This is a genomic window from Leptospiraceae bacterium, assembly GCA_025059995.1.
Classification (GTDB): Bacteria; Spirochaetota; Leptospiria; order Leptospirales; family Leptonemataceae; genus SKYB61.
In genome coordinates, this window is record JANXCF010000002.1 from 65,631 (window position 1) to 82,087 (window position 16,457).

Genomic DNA, 16,457 nt, shown 5'->3' on the forward strand with positions numbered 1-16,457 from the left:
GAACAGCTGGAGTGCATAAGCCGGATTCTGTTTTCTGCTATCATTTCTCTTGACTTATGGATTACTCCATAAGTTCTTTGCTTCCCACCCGCAGCCTCGACCGGGACAGTCTCAATCGGCTGCTTACTCGGAATTGCACCGGATAGGGTTTGCCGTGCCTCCTCGGTTACCCTCGGAGCGGTGAGCTCTTACCTCACCTTTTCACCCTTGCCTGAGCTCTTTCGAGCCATCGGCGGTCTGTTTTCTGTGGCACTTTCCGTCATACCCTGATTGGGTATGCCCGGGATTTCCCCGGTATCCTTCCCTGCGGTGTCCGGACTTTCCTCACCCCTCATCGGAGCGCGATAGCATACACTCCAGCCGATAATTATCGTAATCCAATCTTGATTTTTGTCAATTTCTTTTTAGTATGTGGTTTTCGATAAACTCAGCGGCATCTTTGAGGTTTCTTGCAACATGGATTAAGTTTTTTGGTGAGGTTCCATCAGGCTGCAAAGACGAGTCAATCAAAATCCCTTTGATGGAAAGACTTTCTCCTGTTTTGATGTCTGATATTCTATCTCCTATGATCCAACTTTGCTGCAAATCAATCTCCGGATATAAACTCAAAGCCTGGTGGATGAGCCCGGGTTTGGGTTTTCTACAAGAACAATTGTCTTTCTCAGTATGTGGACAATAAAAAATATTTAAAAAATCAATTCCTTCTTTTGATAATAGGGATAAAAGTTTTTGATTGATTTTGAAGAGAGTTTCTTCAGTGAAATAACCTCTCCCAATCCCCGACTGATTAGTAATGATAATGAATTGAAAATTTAGCTTTTGTAAGATCTTTAAACCTTCTACTACGTAGGGAAGAAGATATACTCCATCAGGATCAGATAAATACCCAGGATCATAATTCAAAGTGTTGTCTCGATCAAAAAAAATCACTTTCATTTAGTTTTCTACCCGTAGAGAAAATCGAAAAACTTTTTGATTTCCTTTTGGAACTATTCCATATCCACCATCAAGAAAGGAATTCGTAATGGCAATCATGGGTTCCATACAAAAGAAGTTTTTCCCTTCTTCTATGAGGGGACTATACAATTGAAGGACTCTATAGTTGGAATCTAAAAGTAGTTGTAGCTTGTACTTTTCTTGAATAAGCTGAATCGAGATTCCTTCGTTTAGTTGTGAGATGCCATCAGAAATCAAAAATCCATGATCAAAAGAAAAGTTTAATGAAAAAATATAGTAATACTCTGTCTTTTGAAATGGGATTTGATGTTGAATCAAGAAATCCTCAAGAGGGATCAACTTTCCCGTAGGTAGGAGTCGAGGATTGAGCTCTATGACCTTGCTTGTGGGTAGGGCAATCTGAAGGTTTTGTTTTTCCTGCCACAAACGAAAATAGGGATGAAAACCAAAAGAAACAGGTGTATCCTCAATCCCAATCACAATCAAGATAAAGCGAACTTCTTTTTCAAAAAGTTGGATAAGATACTTTAAGCAATGAGAAAAAGGGAAAACTTCTTTCCATTTTCCGACAAAACAAAACTCTGCTTCAACTCCACTTGGACCTTGATAAATTATTTTCCATTCATTGGATTTTAAAATCAATCCGTGGATCGGAAGGTTGTTGGAGTCTGAAAGAACTTGGTTTTTCGATAAATGGACTGATTGATTTAACAAAGAAAAACTCCAAGAAGAAAGTCGGTTTGCAAAAGGATACATCAACGGAATCCCCGCCAAACTTTGGTTGATAGAATATTCTTTTTCTGAGAAAGGAAAATAAAGTAAGGGTATTCCTTGATAGTAAATCTGAGACACGGTCATCCCTATGTTTTCTAAAATTTCTACACGCCACAGAGAATTTTGAAGGACGATCATTCTAAATCTTTGCTTTGAATAAACTTTACGTTATGCTTTTGGAGTTCTTCTTTGATGTTTTGGAATTGTTTTTCATCAATGGCACGTGTAGCATCTTCAATCAAAACACAGTCAAACCCCAATTGAACCGCATCCTTTATGCTATAGTAAACACAATAATCTGCTGCAAGTCCTGCGAAGTAAAGTTCTTTGGCTTCTTTTTCTCTTAGAAATCCTGCAAGTCCAGTGGATTTTTTATGAAGATTATCAAAAAAGCCACTATAACTATCGATATTCGGATTGGTTCCTTTTCGAAAGATGGTTTCTATGGGTTTGGTATTTAGTGCTGGATGGAAATCAGCTCCTTTGGTTTCTTGAACGCAGTGATCGGGCCACAAGGTCTGTGGATATCCATCAAGATCAATTACATCGAAAGGTTTTTTCCCAGCGTGATTGCTTGCAAAGCTAATGTGATTTTTGGGATGCCAATCTTGGGTAGCCACTACCAACGAAAATTTTTCAATAATACGATTGATGACGGGAACAATTTCATCACCTTTTGGAACAGGTAAAGCTCCATAGGGCATAAAATCATTTTGAACATCAATCAAAATCAACGCTTTCATGAGAATAAGAATTGTGTTTTTCTTTAGTAATCAAGAATTTTTGTATTTACGGATGAGTTCTTCTCGTAGTTGATATAGTTTTGAGCTGAGTCCCACTTTGTAGATATGAGGATTGATAAAGCGTTTGTATTCTTCTGGCAGGGATTTTAGCTTCGCTTTCACTGAGTTCGAGATTTCTTTGATTTCTCTTTTGGGATTGACTCGCTTTCCGTTTTCCATGACTTTTTTCATTAAAGATTGTTTTTGGTATTCTTTGATGGACATTTTTTTTAGGGGTTCAAAAGGATGGCGCATTTCTTCTATTTCTGAAGGGTTTTCTTCTCGAAGACAAACCACATCTCCAATCCAGACTTGATTTTGATCCAACAAGCGATAGATTTGTTTCTTCCCCGGAATGGTGATTTTGCTTAGCGAGTCAGAAACTTTGATTTTGGGTTTTCCATCAAAAACAGTAAGCTTATAAACTCCATCTAATGCGGCATCTGGTTTTCCAACTATTAGTTTAGTTCCTACTCCGAAAACATCAATAGGAGCATTTTGTTCCAAAAGACTTTTGATGATCCATTCGTCTAACTGATTGGATACAATGATTTTAACGTAATCCAACTTTTCTTGATCCAAAATCCTTCTGCATTCCTTCGCTAAATAGGCCAGATCTCCACTATCAATTCGAATCCCTTTGAGTTGATAACCCTGTTGTTCGAGTTCTTTTGCTACAATAATAGCATTACGCAATCCACTGTTCAAAGTATCATAGGTATCAATAAGTAAGACACAATTCTGGGGATTATACTTAGCAAACGTTCGAAAAGCCGTCAATTCATCTTCAAACGCTTGGATAAAAGAATGAGCCATGGTTCCCACAACGGGGATTTTAAAGTCTTTTCCAGCTTGGACGTTACTTGTAGAGTCAAAACCTCCAATCATGATTGCCCTTGTAGCAAAATAACCTCCGGTTCCTTGGGCTCTTCTCAAACCAAAATCCGAAAGGATTCTATCACCTGCTACTAATCGAATTCTACTTGCTTTGGTAGCAATCAAAGACTCAAAGTTTAAAATATTCAAAAGTAAGGTTTCGATGATTTGTAGTTCTGCAAAATTCCCTTCGACTTGTAGGATCGTTTCATAGGGGAAAACTACTTCTCCCTCATCAAAAGAATAAATGCTTCCTTGAAACCGAAAGTCTTTTAAATATGCTAAGAATTCTTTTCGAAATCCAATCGAAGCTAAGTACTCGATATCATCTTCACGAAATCTTAAAGTTTCTAAAATATCTAAAACATCTTCTAAACCAGCGAAGATTGCATATCCACCTTCGTAAGGAAGATGCCGAAAAAAATAGTCAAAGCAAACTTGTTTTTGGTGAAGGTTTTCATAAAACAAAACTTGTGCCATCGAAAGTTGATAAAGATCAGTATAGATGCCAGAGAAAGAGATCACACTTTCGAAATAGTTTATCATAAACACAGAGTCAATCGTAATTATAATCAAGCAAATTTAGTTTTTCGAAGGACTTTCTAAAAAATCTTGGATTCTATGAATCTTCCGTTTTCGATCGTTATTCTTGGACTTGTGTTTTTTTTCATTATGTTTCGTAGATTTGGGAACATTCGCTTTCAAATTTGGCAAATCATGACCATCGGTGCTATTTTAAACCTTGCTACATTTCAGATTTCTCTTTTGGAAGCGATAAAAGCCATCAATTATGAAATCATTTTCTTTTTGATTGGAATGTTTATTGTTGGGGAAGCCCTCCATCGTAGTGGGTATATACATGTGATTTCTTATCATTTTTTCTCGAGAGCTGATACTTTTGATAAACTTCTTCTTTATGTGATTTTCATCATGGGGTTTTTGTCGGCTATTTTGATGAATGACACCATAGCCATCATTGGGACTGCCATAGTTTTACATTTTGCTAAAACCCATAACATTTCATCGAAGATTTTACTTTTGGCTCTCGCTTTTTCTATTACAGTAGGAAGTGTGATGAGTCCTATTGGAAATCCTCAAAATCTCCTTATTGCAAGTAGCAAATCCTTTCCTGAACCTTTTGTGAATTTTTTTAAGTATTTATTTCTTCCTACTATTGTGAATTTGTTTCTTATTTATTTTGTTTTAAAGATATTTTACCGAAAGCAGTTTCCGAGAATTGTTTTGGTTCATGAAGAACCCACTATTCAAAACGAAAAGCTTGCTCGTTTAAGCAAAATGGCACTTGTTTTTATCGTGATTTCAATTGGGGTGAAGGTTGTTTTTTATTTACTGAAGATACCGCTGGAGTTTCCTTTGGTGTTGATTGCTTTGATAAGTGGAGTTCTGATTCTTTTCTTTTCTTCGGATCGGTGGGTGATTTTTCGCTCAATTGACTGGGAAACAATTCTCTTTTTTGTTGCGATGTTTGTTGTAATGCAGAGTGCTTGGAATGCTCAGTTTTTTCAAAAATACATCCATCAATTCAATATTCATGATTTGTTTATAATTTTTAGCTTGAGCATTGTGTTGAGTCAATTCATATCGAATGTTCCTTTGGTGATGTTGTTTTTGGGGTTTTTAGAAATCCAACCGAATGTGAAGGAAATGATTTCCTTAGCTGCAGCAAGCACCATTGCAGGAAACCTAACCGTCTTAGGAGCGGCAAGCAATGTGATTATCATTCAAAATGCCGAAAAACAAAATCAGCACATTTCTTCGTGGGAGTTTAGTCGTGTGGGGTTAGTATTAACCCTTCTCAACGGGATTGTTTATTATTTCTTTCTTTTGCTATTTTGAGTTGTTTTTCCAAAATTCAAAGAGGGTTCTTTTAAGTTGCTTCAGTTGTTCCGTTGGTGTAGCATGAAACTTAGAACTCACAGTATGCAAAGACAAAACTTTTTGAACCCCCAGAAGGGAAGTAAGCGGATTTTCCTTAGGTGTTTTAGAAAAATAAGATAGCAAAATCCCCACTAATAAATCGCCACTGCCAGCAACTGCCAAATTCGGATTCGGATGATTCCAAATGAACACCAATGACTCTTCATTGGTCCAATGCACTGAAACAAGAAAAAACGAAATACCTCCTTTGATGAGAATAGAAACTTTCAACTTCTTGTGGAATTCTATGATCCTTTTCCAGTTTCCCACTAAATAAGGAAAAGCCCCTCCCATGGCTCGCCATTCTCCCAAATGAGGAGTAATTATCGTAAAGGGTCGGAGTTCCTCAGGATAATCATTCTCCAAGACAAGCTGGGTAGCAAAAGCATCGAGGATGATAAACGGAAATGGAGGATTTTGAGAGAAATATTTAAGAAAATTTATAAAATTTTTCTTATTTTCTAAAAGGTCATTTTTTGAAACTCCAGGTCCTATGGCGATGGCAGAAGGACGCTTGGATGTTGGAAGGTGTTTTTCCCACTCAAAAAAATGAGTATAAATGATGGCAGGTTCTTTATGTAATAGTAATTCTCTTTGATTCGTAAGATGTAGCCAATGTAAAATTCCCCCTCCTGAGGAAAAAAAAGCCTTTGCAGAGAGGATGCCTGCTCCTTCCATATTTTGAGAACCAGCAATCAACCACCCATACCCTGCAGTGTATTTGTGATCCTCAGGCTTTTTTAGAAAAAAAGAAAAATCACTTTGAATCTCCCATTCGGTAAAACGAGGAGACTCAAGTAGAACATTTTTTTGAGCTTGGGGAGAAAATCCAATCGGAAGGGAAAACACTTGAGAACGAGAAACCAACAGGGGATGAATTGCTAAGCATAGTTTTTTAGGACCGAAATTCAAAACCACATCAGGGACAGGATAACCAAAAAGACTCAAAAAGGCATCTTCATGAAAATCTTTATATTCCTCTGAAAGACCGGCAGGCACGTCTAATGCAACACATTTCGTTTCTATCTGTTTTTGTAAAGAGTTGATCATCTGATTGAGATGAGATAAGATTCTATCATAAGGTTGTTTTGGTTGATCCTTTTGTCCAGTTCCCAAAAGAGCTTCAATAAAAAGAACCCTTTTGACTTGAGGAAAAGAAAGTAGTTTAGAGACAATCTCAGAAAAAGTTAAACTCAAAAAAGAATCCAGAGGAAAAATGTTTGGTAGTTGTTTTTTTAAATGTTGATAATAAAATAAAGCAGTTTCACTTTTTATGGGTTCATTGAGGTAAACCCAGATTTGTTCGTTAGAGAGAGAGTTGCTACTCAAAAGTAAATACGCAAGGGCTATTCCATCTCCCCCATTGTTCCCACTTCCGCACAAAAAAACGTAGAAGCTCTGGGAATTGACAAGCCCCAAGTGTTGTAAAGTAGTGAAAGCAGATTGAGCCGCCTGCCCCATAAGAATCCTTTCTGGGATTCCTTCTTCGATGGTGAAAGCATCGATTCTTTTGGCTTGGTCAAAGGTGATGGCTTTCATTTCCACTCGATGATGGAATATTGATGCTCTTCAAGTTTGGAAGAGAAGAACCTTCCTTCTTGGTTAATGAAAAAATCACGCCAATAGTTTTCTTCGAATTGGAATTCAATTTTGTTGTTTTTGATATAGGAATTTTGAGCATCAAAAATTTCAATCAGTAAACTATCTTCTTCGTTCAAACCCAAATAATAACTTTTATCAGGAAAGATATGCAACAAAGATAACTGAGGATTTTCTATTTTTCGAATTAGCTTTTGGTCCAAAACAGAGTAAATTTCCTTGTGTTTTGGGCTCAAGTCTTTCGCATCTCGGATAGAAACTTCTCCCATCACTTCTCTTGATTCTGTTAGAAAAACGTTTTCCCACCAAAGGACCTTATCTTTGTGTTGGTTTTTTAGAAAATCCAGTGTGAGGATGATTTCATTTAAAGTTTTTGTTGTTATGTCATAAATTAACAGATAAAATTCTTTTTCTGATTTTTGTAGAAGAGCTCCAATAAAATCAGAATAACAAAAAAGCTTTAATGGATCCGGCAAGGTTTTTTCTGTAATCGAGACAAAAACCCAGTCTTTGTTTTTTTTCAGCTCATCTTTTGAAAAGAAAAAAAGTTTATAGGGATTGACTTCTTTGGTTTCGGGATATAAAACAGCAGGAAGGCGATTTTCAGGTTCTTCGGGTTCAAGACTTTTGGATGTGTCTTTTGTTTGAAATACTTGAAACACCAAATATTGATTACCAATGCAACTATTTCCAATGATTCCTTCAGGCAGGACATAAACTGGTTGCTTGGGAAATAGTTTTTTTACTTCGTTTACGGATGTTTTCGTTGTAAATATTCCTTCGGGTTCAGACGTGATTTTGGGGAAATACGCAATCAAATTATTCTCAGGCAAAGGTAGTAAAATTTCACTTCCCATGATGGTAGGAGTTTGAGGAAGAAAATAAACTAAATTTTCTTTCACACTAATGGGAATGACAAAAGAATCACCTTCTATTTTTTCTTTTAAGGAGAAGCTTATTAACTCCACCGGAGTCAAATCAAAAACCTGAAACCTTCCGCAATAACTCAAATAACTCAAGACTAAAAACACAAAAGTCAAAAGCCTTTTCATCACTTTAACGATTTCTTTTCAGGTAATGATACGTCAAAAACATTCTGGATTGATGGAATTGATGTATTCAGCTGCATATTTTGGGAAATACTCACTACCTGAGAAATCCAAGTGTTTTTGCATGGCACCTTTTTGGAAATATTCATTCCATTTTTTTTGATAGTTTTTTGCAAGGGGGAAGTAGCTCCAATGCCATTTTTCTACCTCATGTCCTTGATTTCGATTTTCTGAGTAGGGCATGCAAAATCCAAATCTTTTCGCGTTCTGTTTTAACCAATCGAAAAGAATCTTTCCTTCTTGGGTTTCGTAGTATGAGTTTTCTAAAACATTTACATCCACGTCAGTGCCCCAGTGATGACGAGAAGCTCCAGGCATGGACGAAAACCTCAGAATTTCTTTCACTTTTTCTTCCTCAGAACGATTTTGGTTTTTTTGCCATTTTGATTCCCAGATGGTTTTTTGGTGCCAATAACTTCTTGTAGCACTTGTAATCCAAAACGGAATATGTGGGTGTTCTTTTCGGAATGCAAGATACATCTTTTGGAGCTGAAGGGCTGCATCTTTTTGTAAGAAAAGTTCTTTTTGTTTTGTAGGGATGCCTAAACTTTTGAGGCTTACAAATTCTGGGTGTTTTTGTGGTTCAAACTTCCCCATTAGAAAAAATAGTTCTTCTGTCTCGTTAGAATACAAAAAAAAAGAGTAAAAAAGTAAAATCAAAGTCAACATTTGCTTTGGCATTAGGGAGAGAAGATTTTGTTGTCATGTACTCTACAATCAAAAAATGTTTCTATGTTTTTTTATCTTTCGAAAATCTTTGCTACTTTCTTATTTCCTCTGCCCTTAATGTTTTTTTTGGTCTTGATTTTTTTGGTTTTTAAAAGAAGCCGATTTTTACTTTTTTTGTGGATACTTTTTGGAGTATTTTCAACAGAAGCGGGAGCAAGCTTTTTGATGAAAAAGCTCGAGGATCTTTATCCACACATCGAACTCCAAAAAGCAGAATCAGTCGATGCTGTGATTGTATTGGGAGGTTTGAGTAACCCCCTTCGCAAGGTCAGTTCATGGCCTGAGTTTACGGATGGTGTGGATCGCATTATCGTAGCAGAACGATTGTGGGAGATGAAAAAAGCCCAATTCGTGATTGTCAATGGAGCTACCGGATACCTTCGACAAACGATACAACCAGAAGCAGAATCTCTAAAAGAGTATCTACGTTTTCGTATCCCTCCTAAACATCTGATTTTAGAATCAGAATCCCGAAATACGTATGAAAATGCATTATATACCCTAAAAATATGCAAAGAAAAAAACATCAAAAAAGCGTATTTAGTCACCTCTGCTTTTCACATGTATCGAGCATATCAAACTTTTAAAGACGTTCAAAAGATCCATTTTCCAAACTTACAAATAGAAATCATACCTTATCCGACTGATTATCGAAGTTTGAGGGAGCTATCTGGCTTAGAAAGCTACTTCCCAAGTGATACTGGCTTGATGAAGTTTACGATCTTCTATAAAGAAATGATTGGGATTATATCTTACAAAGTAAAGTCTTACTTAGAAAAAAGAAACTCAAAAAGTTCAAACTAATGTTTTTTAAATTTAACTTGGCTTTTTGGGTGAATTTTTTTATTTAATTAGTAGTAATATTTTATCTAATACCGAAAGAACTTGATTTTGTGATTTCGATAAGAATTAATGTAATTATGAGTACAATTAGAGAAAAAAGACAAAAAAAGTTAGTCAACCAAGAAGAGATAAAAGAAAAAGAAAAAGAGATAGAAGATTTTGAACAAGACAGTGATCAAATGAATCTGATCAAAAGAATGAACCGAATTATAGGTCAAGTTCAAGGAGTAAAAAAAATGATCGAAAATGAAAGAGCTTGTGTGGATATTTTAAGCCAAATCACTGCCATCAAATCAGCTCTCGATGGAGTTGCTATGGCAGTTTTAGAAAAAGAAGCAGAACAGTGTTTTCAGAATGTAGTTGAAAAAAATCCCCAAAGCAAAGAGCAAGCCTTGAAGGATTTCATTAGCCTAATACGAAAATACGGGAAATAATCCGTCCCAGAAGTTTCTTGTAAAAATTCTTGACATCAAAAGGAGAAACAATTTCAACGTTATAAACAACTTTTTATATGGACTGGAAACCTCTAAAAGACCATCTTCAAAAAGAGTTAGATCGATTTCATGAATTAGAGTATTTGCTTTCTCAGCCTGAAGTTTTGAATGATGGAGAAAAATTCAAAGAGCTATCTAAAGAACATCGAAGGCTATCATCCTATAAAGATACTATCCAGAATTTCCTTCAAAAGCTCAAGGCTTACGAAGAAGCAAAGCAAATCTTAGAAGACGAAAATTCAGACAAAGAATTAAAAGAATTAGCAAAAATGGAATTGGAGGAAATCGAAAACTACTTAAATGAACATCACTTGGAGATAGAGTCTTTGCTTTTAGAGCCTGATCCCAATGAAGGGAAAAACATTATTATGGAAATACGAGCAGGAACGGGAGGAGAAGAAGCAGCCCTATTTGCCGCTGATTTGTTTCGAATGTATAGCAAGTTTTGTGACAAGCAGGGTTGGAAAATGGAGATCCTTTCTACCTCAGAAACAGGGTTAGGTGGTTATAAAGAAATCGTCTTTAGTGTGCAAGGCGATAAGGCTTATGAACTTTTGCATCAAGAAGCGGGAGCACATCGGGTACAGAGGATTCCCATCACAGAAGCCAATGGTAGAATCCACACCAGTGCTGTGACAGTTGCCGTCATTCCCGAAGTAGAAGAAACTGAATTCGAAATCGATGAAAAAGAACTTCGTATTGATGTGTTTCGTGCGAGTGGGGCTGGCGGACAACATGTCAACAAAACTGAATCTGCTGTGAGGATAACTCACATCCCAACGGGGATTGTCGTGAGTTGTCAAGATGAACGTTCGCAGCATAAGAACAAAGCAAAAGCCATGAAAATCTTAAGAGCTCGTCTCAAACAACTCCATGATGAACAACAACACAAAGAGATTGCAGATCTCAAGAAAAGCCAAGTCAAAACAGGAGACCGCTCCGAACGAATACGCACCTACAATTTCCCTCAAGGAAGAGTTACTGACCATCGTATCAACTTCACCATGTATAATTTAGAAGAATTCATGAATGGCGAAATGCTCGAATTACTAAAAGAACTCGTAAAGCATGAAAAATTACAAAAATTAGAAGAACTCCGAAAAAACCAAACCATCCAAGCAAAGACTTAGATTTTTTCGTATTAGAAAATTTGCCGACTTAAAAAAATCACAAATCAGTTTTTAGGGGTGGGATTTTGTATTTCCAAGGTAGTTCAAAGGGATTTCCGATTTGCTTTAAAAATCCCTGAAATTCTTTATGAAGGAAATGCACACCACTTTTTGGGGGGATCACGTATTCGTAGTTTTTATCTTCGAAAGTGAACTTCATACCATATGAGTGTAAATAGGTTCGATCTTCCCGTCGAGCTAAACTGGGTTTCCCATATAGAGGATCTCCCACGATAGGAGAACCCAAACTCTTCAGCACAACACGAACCTGATGGGTTTTTCCTGTGATTGGCATTACAAGAAAAATGCGAAAGTATTTTGCATCTTCTCGAATAAAGGGAAACGATTTAAAAAAAGTATAAGTTGGATTTTCCCTTGTGCGAAGAAGTTTCCATCGACTACGTCGATCTTTTTGGATATCCCCTACAATCGCGCCTTGTTTTTTTTTGGGAATTCGATAAGACAATGCCAGATAAATTTTTTTGATTCGGTGAAAGCGAAAATGATTTCCTAGAATGTTCGAGGCTTTCCTCCCTCTTGCGAAAATGATCACTCCTGACGTAATTTTATCCAATCGATGGACCGGGAAAAGACGTTCTCCTTCTGGTATTATTTTTTCTTGTTCCATGACTCGAACAATACGAAGAAGGCTAGGAGCTGGGCTTTCTTCATAAAAAGCTAAACCTTCTGGCTTGTATAGAACCAAAAAATTAGGATTGTGATCGATAATTTCGATCTTGGAAATCCATTCTTCTATGGCTTTGGAATTCATATCTTTCCTTCTTTTAGTCTGTCTTTGTGGATCTTTACGCTATACTTTTGGAATAAAGTTTGTTTGATTTCTTGAATCTTTTTTTGTCGTTTTTCAGTCAGAAGATTTTGTTTGATTCTTTCTTTTACTGCATTTAGGGGTAAAATCATCTCTTGATTGTTATTTATGACCTTGAATTCGTTGTTTTTTCTCAGATTATAGTATTGTATGATTTCTTCTTGAGAAACTTGAAGGTTGGCATACTCACTCTGGATCAAAAAGTTCGTATAGGTTTGTTTTAGCATCAAATCTTTGAAGTTTTGCTTAAATGTTTCGGATTCGTTTTTATAAGGAGATGCCTGCAAAACAACAAAAGACGAATAGACTTGATTCAACAAATTCGCAACTTCAGTAGGAGATAATGCTTCAATCGAAACCTCATATTTTCGAATCAGATCAAAAAAATCTTTGATTTTATAAGGCTTTTTTTGGTATTCGAAAAGGATTAAATTTTCATCCCAATTTTGAATAGGTGTGGTATTAAGGTGTTGGATTGTATTTTCGTTCAATCGAAATTCATTTTGTTTTTGGAGCTCAACAAGGTGATTGGTGTAGCTATTTTGTTTTAATAACTTTGCTTGGTGTTTTGCTTGTTGTTCTGAAATTTCTTCGATCTTTTTTTCGTCGAAAAGTAGTTGCTGTTTTAGATTATTGATTTCTTGTTCTTTGAATTCTTTGGTATAGTTAGGGTTGTTGAAGAACTTTCTTGCTACGAATTGGCTTTTGCGATGATAATCCTCGTAAAGGTTTTTCAAGGATATTTCTTTTACTTCTTTGATTTGGATCTTTCGAATAAGCCAATAGCCATTACTATCTTCAATCAGATGGAATTTTTTTTCATCTTCTTTTTCTTTTAAAAGTGGATCGATGAAATGGGATATAGGAGAATCACCACAATTCACACAAATGGGATCAACGAGACCTCCTAAGATTTTATAGCGTAGGTTCTCGTTTTTTTCAAAAATGAGTTTTTCAATCTCGTCATCATTTTGTGTTTTGTTGAGGGTTTCTAAAAGATCTTTTGCTTCCTGCGAGCGATCAAGATTGGGAAGTTTTTTCAAAAACAATAGTTGGATTGTGATCATTTTATATGGATGTTCTGATGCTTTTTCTTGTAAAAGAAAATTCATGGCGTTCAAAAATGCTTTTTCTTCTAAGAAAATCAGTGAACGTTTGAGGGAGTTTTCCCATTTTTGTTTTTCTTCTGAGGGTAAATTCTCAAAAGCAAGTTTGCCTACACTCAAGAAAGCGAGTTCTTCTAAAATCTGGTTTTGTGTTGCCACGGAAACTTCATTTTTGCGAAAACCATTCAGTTCCACGATGAATTGTAAATCTTTTCGTTTGATGGTTTCTATCTGATTTTGATTTTGGTATTCCACTAAAACTTCGTTCCGATTAGAACAAAAAGAGAGAAGAAAAGCTATGACAAACAACCAAGTTCGAAAACTTTTTACTTTCATTGTATTTCTCCTGTTAGTCTAATTTAAAAATAAAGTTTGAACGTTTGATGGTTTTATCATCTTTTCGAGCTTTTTTCTCTTTGATTTCTTTGTCATCTTTATTTTTTGTGTTTTCTTTTGGCTCTTGCAGCTCTTGGTTTTGAGCTTGTTTTGCTTGATGGTCGGGTTGTGGATGTGTTTTTGGTGTTTCTTGTTGGTTCTGAGATGTTGAAACTTCAAATGTAATCTCGATACTTTGTTGAGGTTGTTTTTCTTCTTCTGGGAATAAATTTACAAGGAATTCTCTGTGGGTTTCGGGAATATACACTGTTTGTTTGTAAATTTCCTTTTTAAGTTGATTTAAGCGATGGTATTCATCTAAAAGGGAGTCTTTGAGTTTTGGGAAATATTCTCTATCAGATGGTAGGGTGTTTAACATATTTTGAATTTCTTCTATATCTCGTTCGATTCTTTCTAGTTTTCTTATGAGATGTATGACCTTTAGATTCAAGATGGGCTCCTTATGGATTTTTTTTTCATACAAAAAATCGAAAAAATGAGAATGCAATACTTTTTTAAGAAATAGAAAATTTGTTTTAATTCAGATAGAAATTCGACTAATCGTGTAATGAAATATAAATTGTTTTAAAATTTTATAAAAAGTTTTATAAATTTTTTTACATAAAAAACTATTATAATTTTGGATTTTGTTCTTTAAATAGGAGAATAACATTTTTGTTTTAGTTATTAGTTATTAGAAAAAAATTTTACGATTTTCTTAGAAAAAAGTAAAAAAGTGATTGCAAAAAAGATAAAGCCGACTTATTTTTCCTCTAAAATAAATTTAGAAAAAAATAGAAAACAACCATAAATTGAGTGAAACTTAAGTAAAGGTAGGAAGAGTTTTTGATAAGTGTTATTGAATTTTTTCTGTTGTCCTTATTTAATTCATATGGCTAAAGGAGAGAGAGTATGAAGCTGAAACTCAAAAAATTGTTAGGATTAGCATTCGCTATCGCGGCTATCCCTTTGTATTCCCAAGAAGAGGGGATTAAGTGGGGTGGATACGTCAAGGTTGATTGGTTTCAGGATTCACGAGCTGTAGTGGCTTCACGTGACGATATGTATATTTTCTATCCAGCGCCAAGAAGGCAAGTAACGGAAGCGCCTGCAGTGATAACAGATCCACAAGCTAAAGAACTCTACATTCTAAGTAACAATCAGGATCTTAATGCGGTTCCTCAAGCCCATATCACAACAGTTCAATCTCGTGTGAATTTAACGGCCACAGGACCTACAGCATTTGGAGCGAAAACATCTGGTTTTATCGAAATAGACTTCTTCGGAACGGCAAACCATGAAGCATGGATGACACGTCTACGTCATGCACATATAACTCTAGACTGGGGTGCTACCAAACTAAATGCAGGTATGAACTGGCATCCTTTGTTCGTAGCTGGGTATAATCCAGATACTGTACAATTTTCACCATCACCATTTCACGTTTTGAACCGATCTCCATTAGTGCGTTTGACTCAAGATTTAGGAGGTGGACTAAACTTACATCTATTTGCTGTATATCGAGCTTATCATAGTGAATTCGCCGCACCGGCTACAAGTATTCCAGGAGCCGATGGAACCATTACACAAACATGTACTGTCACGGGAGCACCAGGAGCGACTTGTTCTGTTTCACCAATACCTGTTTATTTAACCAGACCCAAACGTTTTGCAAGCCGACCTGATATTGATATTCAGTTAGAATACAAATCTGACCTTTTCTCAGGGGGTATCACATTAGATTTCAACGAAATCAGACTTTATCCAACTGTAGTTTCATATGATGGCGTAACGAGAGATGTTCAAATTGGTAATAACAAAAACAAAGTAAACGGTTTTACATGGCAAATCTTTGGACGTATCAACTTCGATAAAGAAAACAATGGTCAAATTCGTTTTGCTTATTTAAACGGAGAAAATACTTCACACCTTCTCATGATTGGTGGATATGCAGAAAAAAGAAATTTTCTTTTAGATAATTTGGGAGCATTAGGAGTATCACCTAGTGATGCAGCATTGTTAAGAGCATTTACCCTAAAAGAATACACACCTGTTAAAATTGATGCTTATTGGATACAACCCATTTGGGGGAAAAGTATCGAATACAGTATTATCCTAGGAAAAACTGACAACAAAGGAACAAAGGATGACTCAGTAGGGGTAACAATAACGACTACGGGAACTCCGCCAACACTAACAGCTAGTTTAGCAACTCCTTATTTCGCGAGAGGAACACCCACTCTAAAATCTGCAACATCTATCATACCACAAGTTCGATTCCGTTCAGGAAAAACATGGATTGGAGTTATGTATGGTATCTTTGAAGCAGAATACTTAGAAGATGACAAAGGATTTAGAACTATATATCAGCAAATCAAGAGAGATGCTGGTATTGCGACAGGTGATTATAGAGTGTTGAAATTAGATCAATTCTTTATCCCTGATCCTACAATCATTTCTACCAAAGGAGTTCCTCAAAGAACATACAAAGTGACAGATCGTAGAATCCAGGTATCGATACAGCATAATATTTAAAGTTAACGGGGGGGATCATCCCCCGCTTTTACTATGTACTAATTTAACTCAAGCTTTATCAATAGGAGGATCCAAAAATGGCAGTAAGTAAGGAAACAATTGATCAATATTGGAAAGAAAATGTGGTCCAGATGTGGATAGTGATGATCATCTGGTTTTTGGTTTCTTATGGCGCAGCGTTTTTTGCACCATCTTTGAATAAAATAACGTTTTTGGGCTTTCCATTGGGATATTATATGGGAGCTCAAGGTGCAATCACGACTTTTGTGATCTTAAATTGGTATTACGCAACTAAAATGAGTAAGATTGAAGAAAAGTATGGATTAAGTGAGGAGGGCTAAG

Annotated in this window: 16 protein-coding genes and 1 other RNA gene; 6 read left to right on the plus strand and 11 right to left on the minus strand. The window is 36.0% G+C overall.

Annotated elements, in window-relative coordinates; all coding sequences use genetic code 11:
- Position 1: 1 nt before the first annotated feature.
- The 5 genes from rnpB to NZ853_02585 form a co-directional block, all read right to left on the minus strand.
- Positions 2 to 361: RNase P RNA component class A (gene rnpB / locus NZ853_02565), an RNA gene on the minus strand.
- Between the two features lie 32 nt (positions 362 to 393).
- Positions 394 to 936 (minus strand): HAD family hydrolase, encoded by a 543-nt coding sequence (locus NZ853_02570; GenBank protein MCS7204560.1) that lies wholly within the window; start codon positions 934 to 936, stop codon positions 394 to 396.
- The gene (locus NZ853_02575; protein MCS7204561.1) at positions 937 to 1,869 is read right to left on the minus strand and encodes an aldose 1-epimerase; all 933 of its coding nucleotides are present in this window, start codon (positions 1,867 to 1,869) and stop codon (positions 937 to 939) included. It lies immediately after the preceding gene.
- Positions 1,866 to 2,474, minus strand: coding sequence for a bifunctional nicotinamidase/pyrazinamidase (gene pncA / locus NZ853_02580; GenBank protein MCS7204562.1), 609 nt, complete (start codon positions 2,472 to 2,474; stop codon positions 1,866 to 1,868). Before pncA ends, NZ853_02575 begins: the two co-directional genes overlap by 4 nt.
- 30 nt (positions 2,475 to 2,504) lie before the next feature.
- Complete coding sequence (locus NZ853_02585) at positions 2,505 to 3,935, minus strand: nicotinate phosphoribosyltransferase (protein ID MCS7204563.1); 1,431 nt, start codon at positions 3,933 to 3,935, stop codon at positions 2,505 to 2,507.
- Between the two features lie 75 nt (positions 3,936 to 4,010).
- Between NZ853_02585 and NZ853_02590 the strand changes: the two genes are divergently transcribed.
- Complete coding sequence (locus NZ853_02590; protein ID MCS7204564.1) at positions 4,011 to 5,246, plus strand: SLC13 family permease; 1,236 nt, start codon at positions 4,011 to 4,013, stop codon at positions 5,244 to 5,246.
- Here NZ853_02590 and NZ853_02595 read toward each other — a convergent pair.
- Genes NZ853_02595 through NZ853_02605 form a run of 3 tightly spaced genes read right to left on the minus strand, consistent with a single transcriptional unit; the run spans position 5,238 to position 8,716 of the window.
- Positions 5,238 to 6,866 carry a bifunctional ADP-dependent NAD(P)H-hydrate dehydratase/NAD(P)H-hydrate epimerase gene (locus NZ853_02595; protein MCS7204565.1) on the minus strand — a complete coding sequence of 543 codons (1,629 nt, stop codon included), beginning with the start codon at positions 6,864 to 6,866 and terminating at the stop codon, positions 5,238 to 5,240. The two genes, NZ853_02590 and NZ853_02595, sit on opposite strands and share 9 nt — an antisense overlap.
- Positions 6,863 to 7,978, minus strand: a complete 1,116-nt coding sequence (locus NZ853_02600) for a hypothetical protein (GenBank protein MCS7204566.1) — start codon at positions 7,976 to 7,978, stop codon at positions 6,863 to 6,865. Before NZ853_02600 ends, NZ853_02595 begins: the two co-directional genes overlap by 4 nt.
- Before the next feature lie 33 nt (positions 7,979 to 8,011).
- Positions 8,012 to 8,716, minus strand: coding sequence for a M15 family metallopeptidase (locus NZ853_02605; protein MCS7204567.1), 705 nt, complete (start codon positions 8,714 to 8,716; stop codon positions 8,012 to 8,014).
- Positions 8,717 to 8,767: 51 nt separating this feature from the next.
- Here NZ853_02605 and NZ853_02610 point away from each other — a divergent pair, with 51 nt between their 5' ends.
- From NZ853_02610 to prfA, 3 genes are all read left to right on the plus strand, one after another.
- The gene (locus NZ853_02610; protein ID MCS7204568.1) at positions 8,768 to 9,568 is read left to right on the plus strand and encodes a YdcF family protein; all 801 of its coding nucleotides are present in this window, start codon (positions 8,768 to 8,770) and stop codon (positions 9,566 to 9,568) included.
- Between the two features lie 116 nt (positions 9,569 to 9,684).
- Entirely contained in the window at positions 9,685 to 10,041 is a 357-nt protein-coding gene (locus tag NZ853_02615; protein ID MCS7204569.1) for a metal-sensitive transcriptional regulator, read from the plus strand.
- A gap of 77 nt (positions 10,042 to 10,118) precedes the next feature.
- Positions 10,119 to 11,231: a peptide chain release factor 1 gene (gene prfA / locus NZ853_02620; GenBank protein MCS7204570.1), complete on the plus strand. Its 1,113-nt coding sequence runs from the start codon at positions 10,119 to 10,121 to the stop codon at positions 11,229 to 11,231.
- Between the two features lie 37 nt (positions 11,232 to 11,268).
- Here the strand turns inward: prfA and NZ853_02625 are convergent, their stop codons facing one another.
- Genes NZ853_02625 through NZ853_02635 form a run of 3 tightly spaced genes read right to left on the minus strand, consistent with a single transcriptional unit; the run spans position 11,269 to position 14,064 of the window.
- Positions 11,269 to 12,042, minus strand: coding sequence for a pseudouridine synthase (locus NZ853_02625; protein ID MCS7204571.1), 774 nt, complete (start codon positions 12,040 to 12,042; stop codon positions 11,269 to 11,271).
- Positions 12,039 to 13,541, minus strand: a complete 1,503-nt coding sequence (locus NZ853_02630) for a hypothetical protein (protein ID MCS7204572.1) — start codon at positions 13,539 to 13,541, stop codon at positions 12,039 to 12,041. The genes NZ853_02625 and NZ853_02630 overlap by 4 nt, the downstream gene beginning before the upstream one ends.
- A gap of 13 nt (positions 13,542 to 13,554) precedes the next feature.
- Positions 13,555 to 14,064, minus strand: a complete 510-nt coding sequence (locus NZ853_02635; GenBank protein MCS7204573.1) for a hypothetical protein — start codon at positions 14,062 to 14,064, stop codon at positions 13,555 to 13,557.
- A gap of 428 nt (positions 14,065 to 14,492) precedes the next feature.
- Here NZ853_02635 and NZ853_02640 point away from each other — a divergent pair, with 428 nt between their 5' ends.
- Positions 14,493 to 16,115 (plus strand): hypothetical protein, encoded by a 1,623-nt coding sequence (locus NZ853_02640; GenBank protein ID MCS7204574.1) that lies wholly within the window; start codon positions 14,493 to 14,495, stop codon positions 16,113 to 16,115.
- 77 nt (positions 16,116 to 16,192) lie between these two features.
- Positions 16,193 to 16,456, plus strand: coding sequence for a DUF4212 domain-containing protein (locus NZ853_02645; protein MCS7204575.1), 264 nt, complete (start codon positions 16,193 to 16,195; stop codon positions 16,454 to 16,456).
- Position 16,457 lies beyond the last annotated feature (1 nt).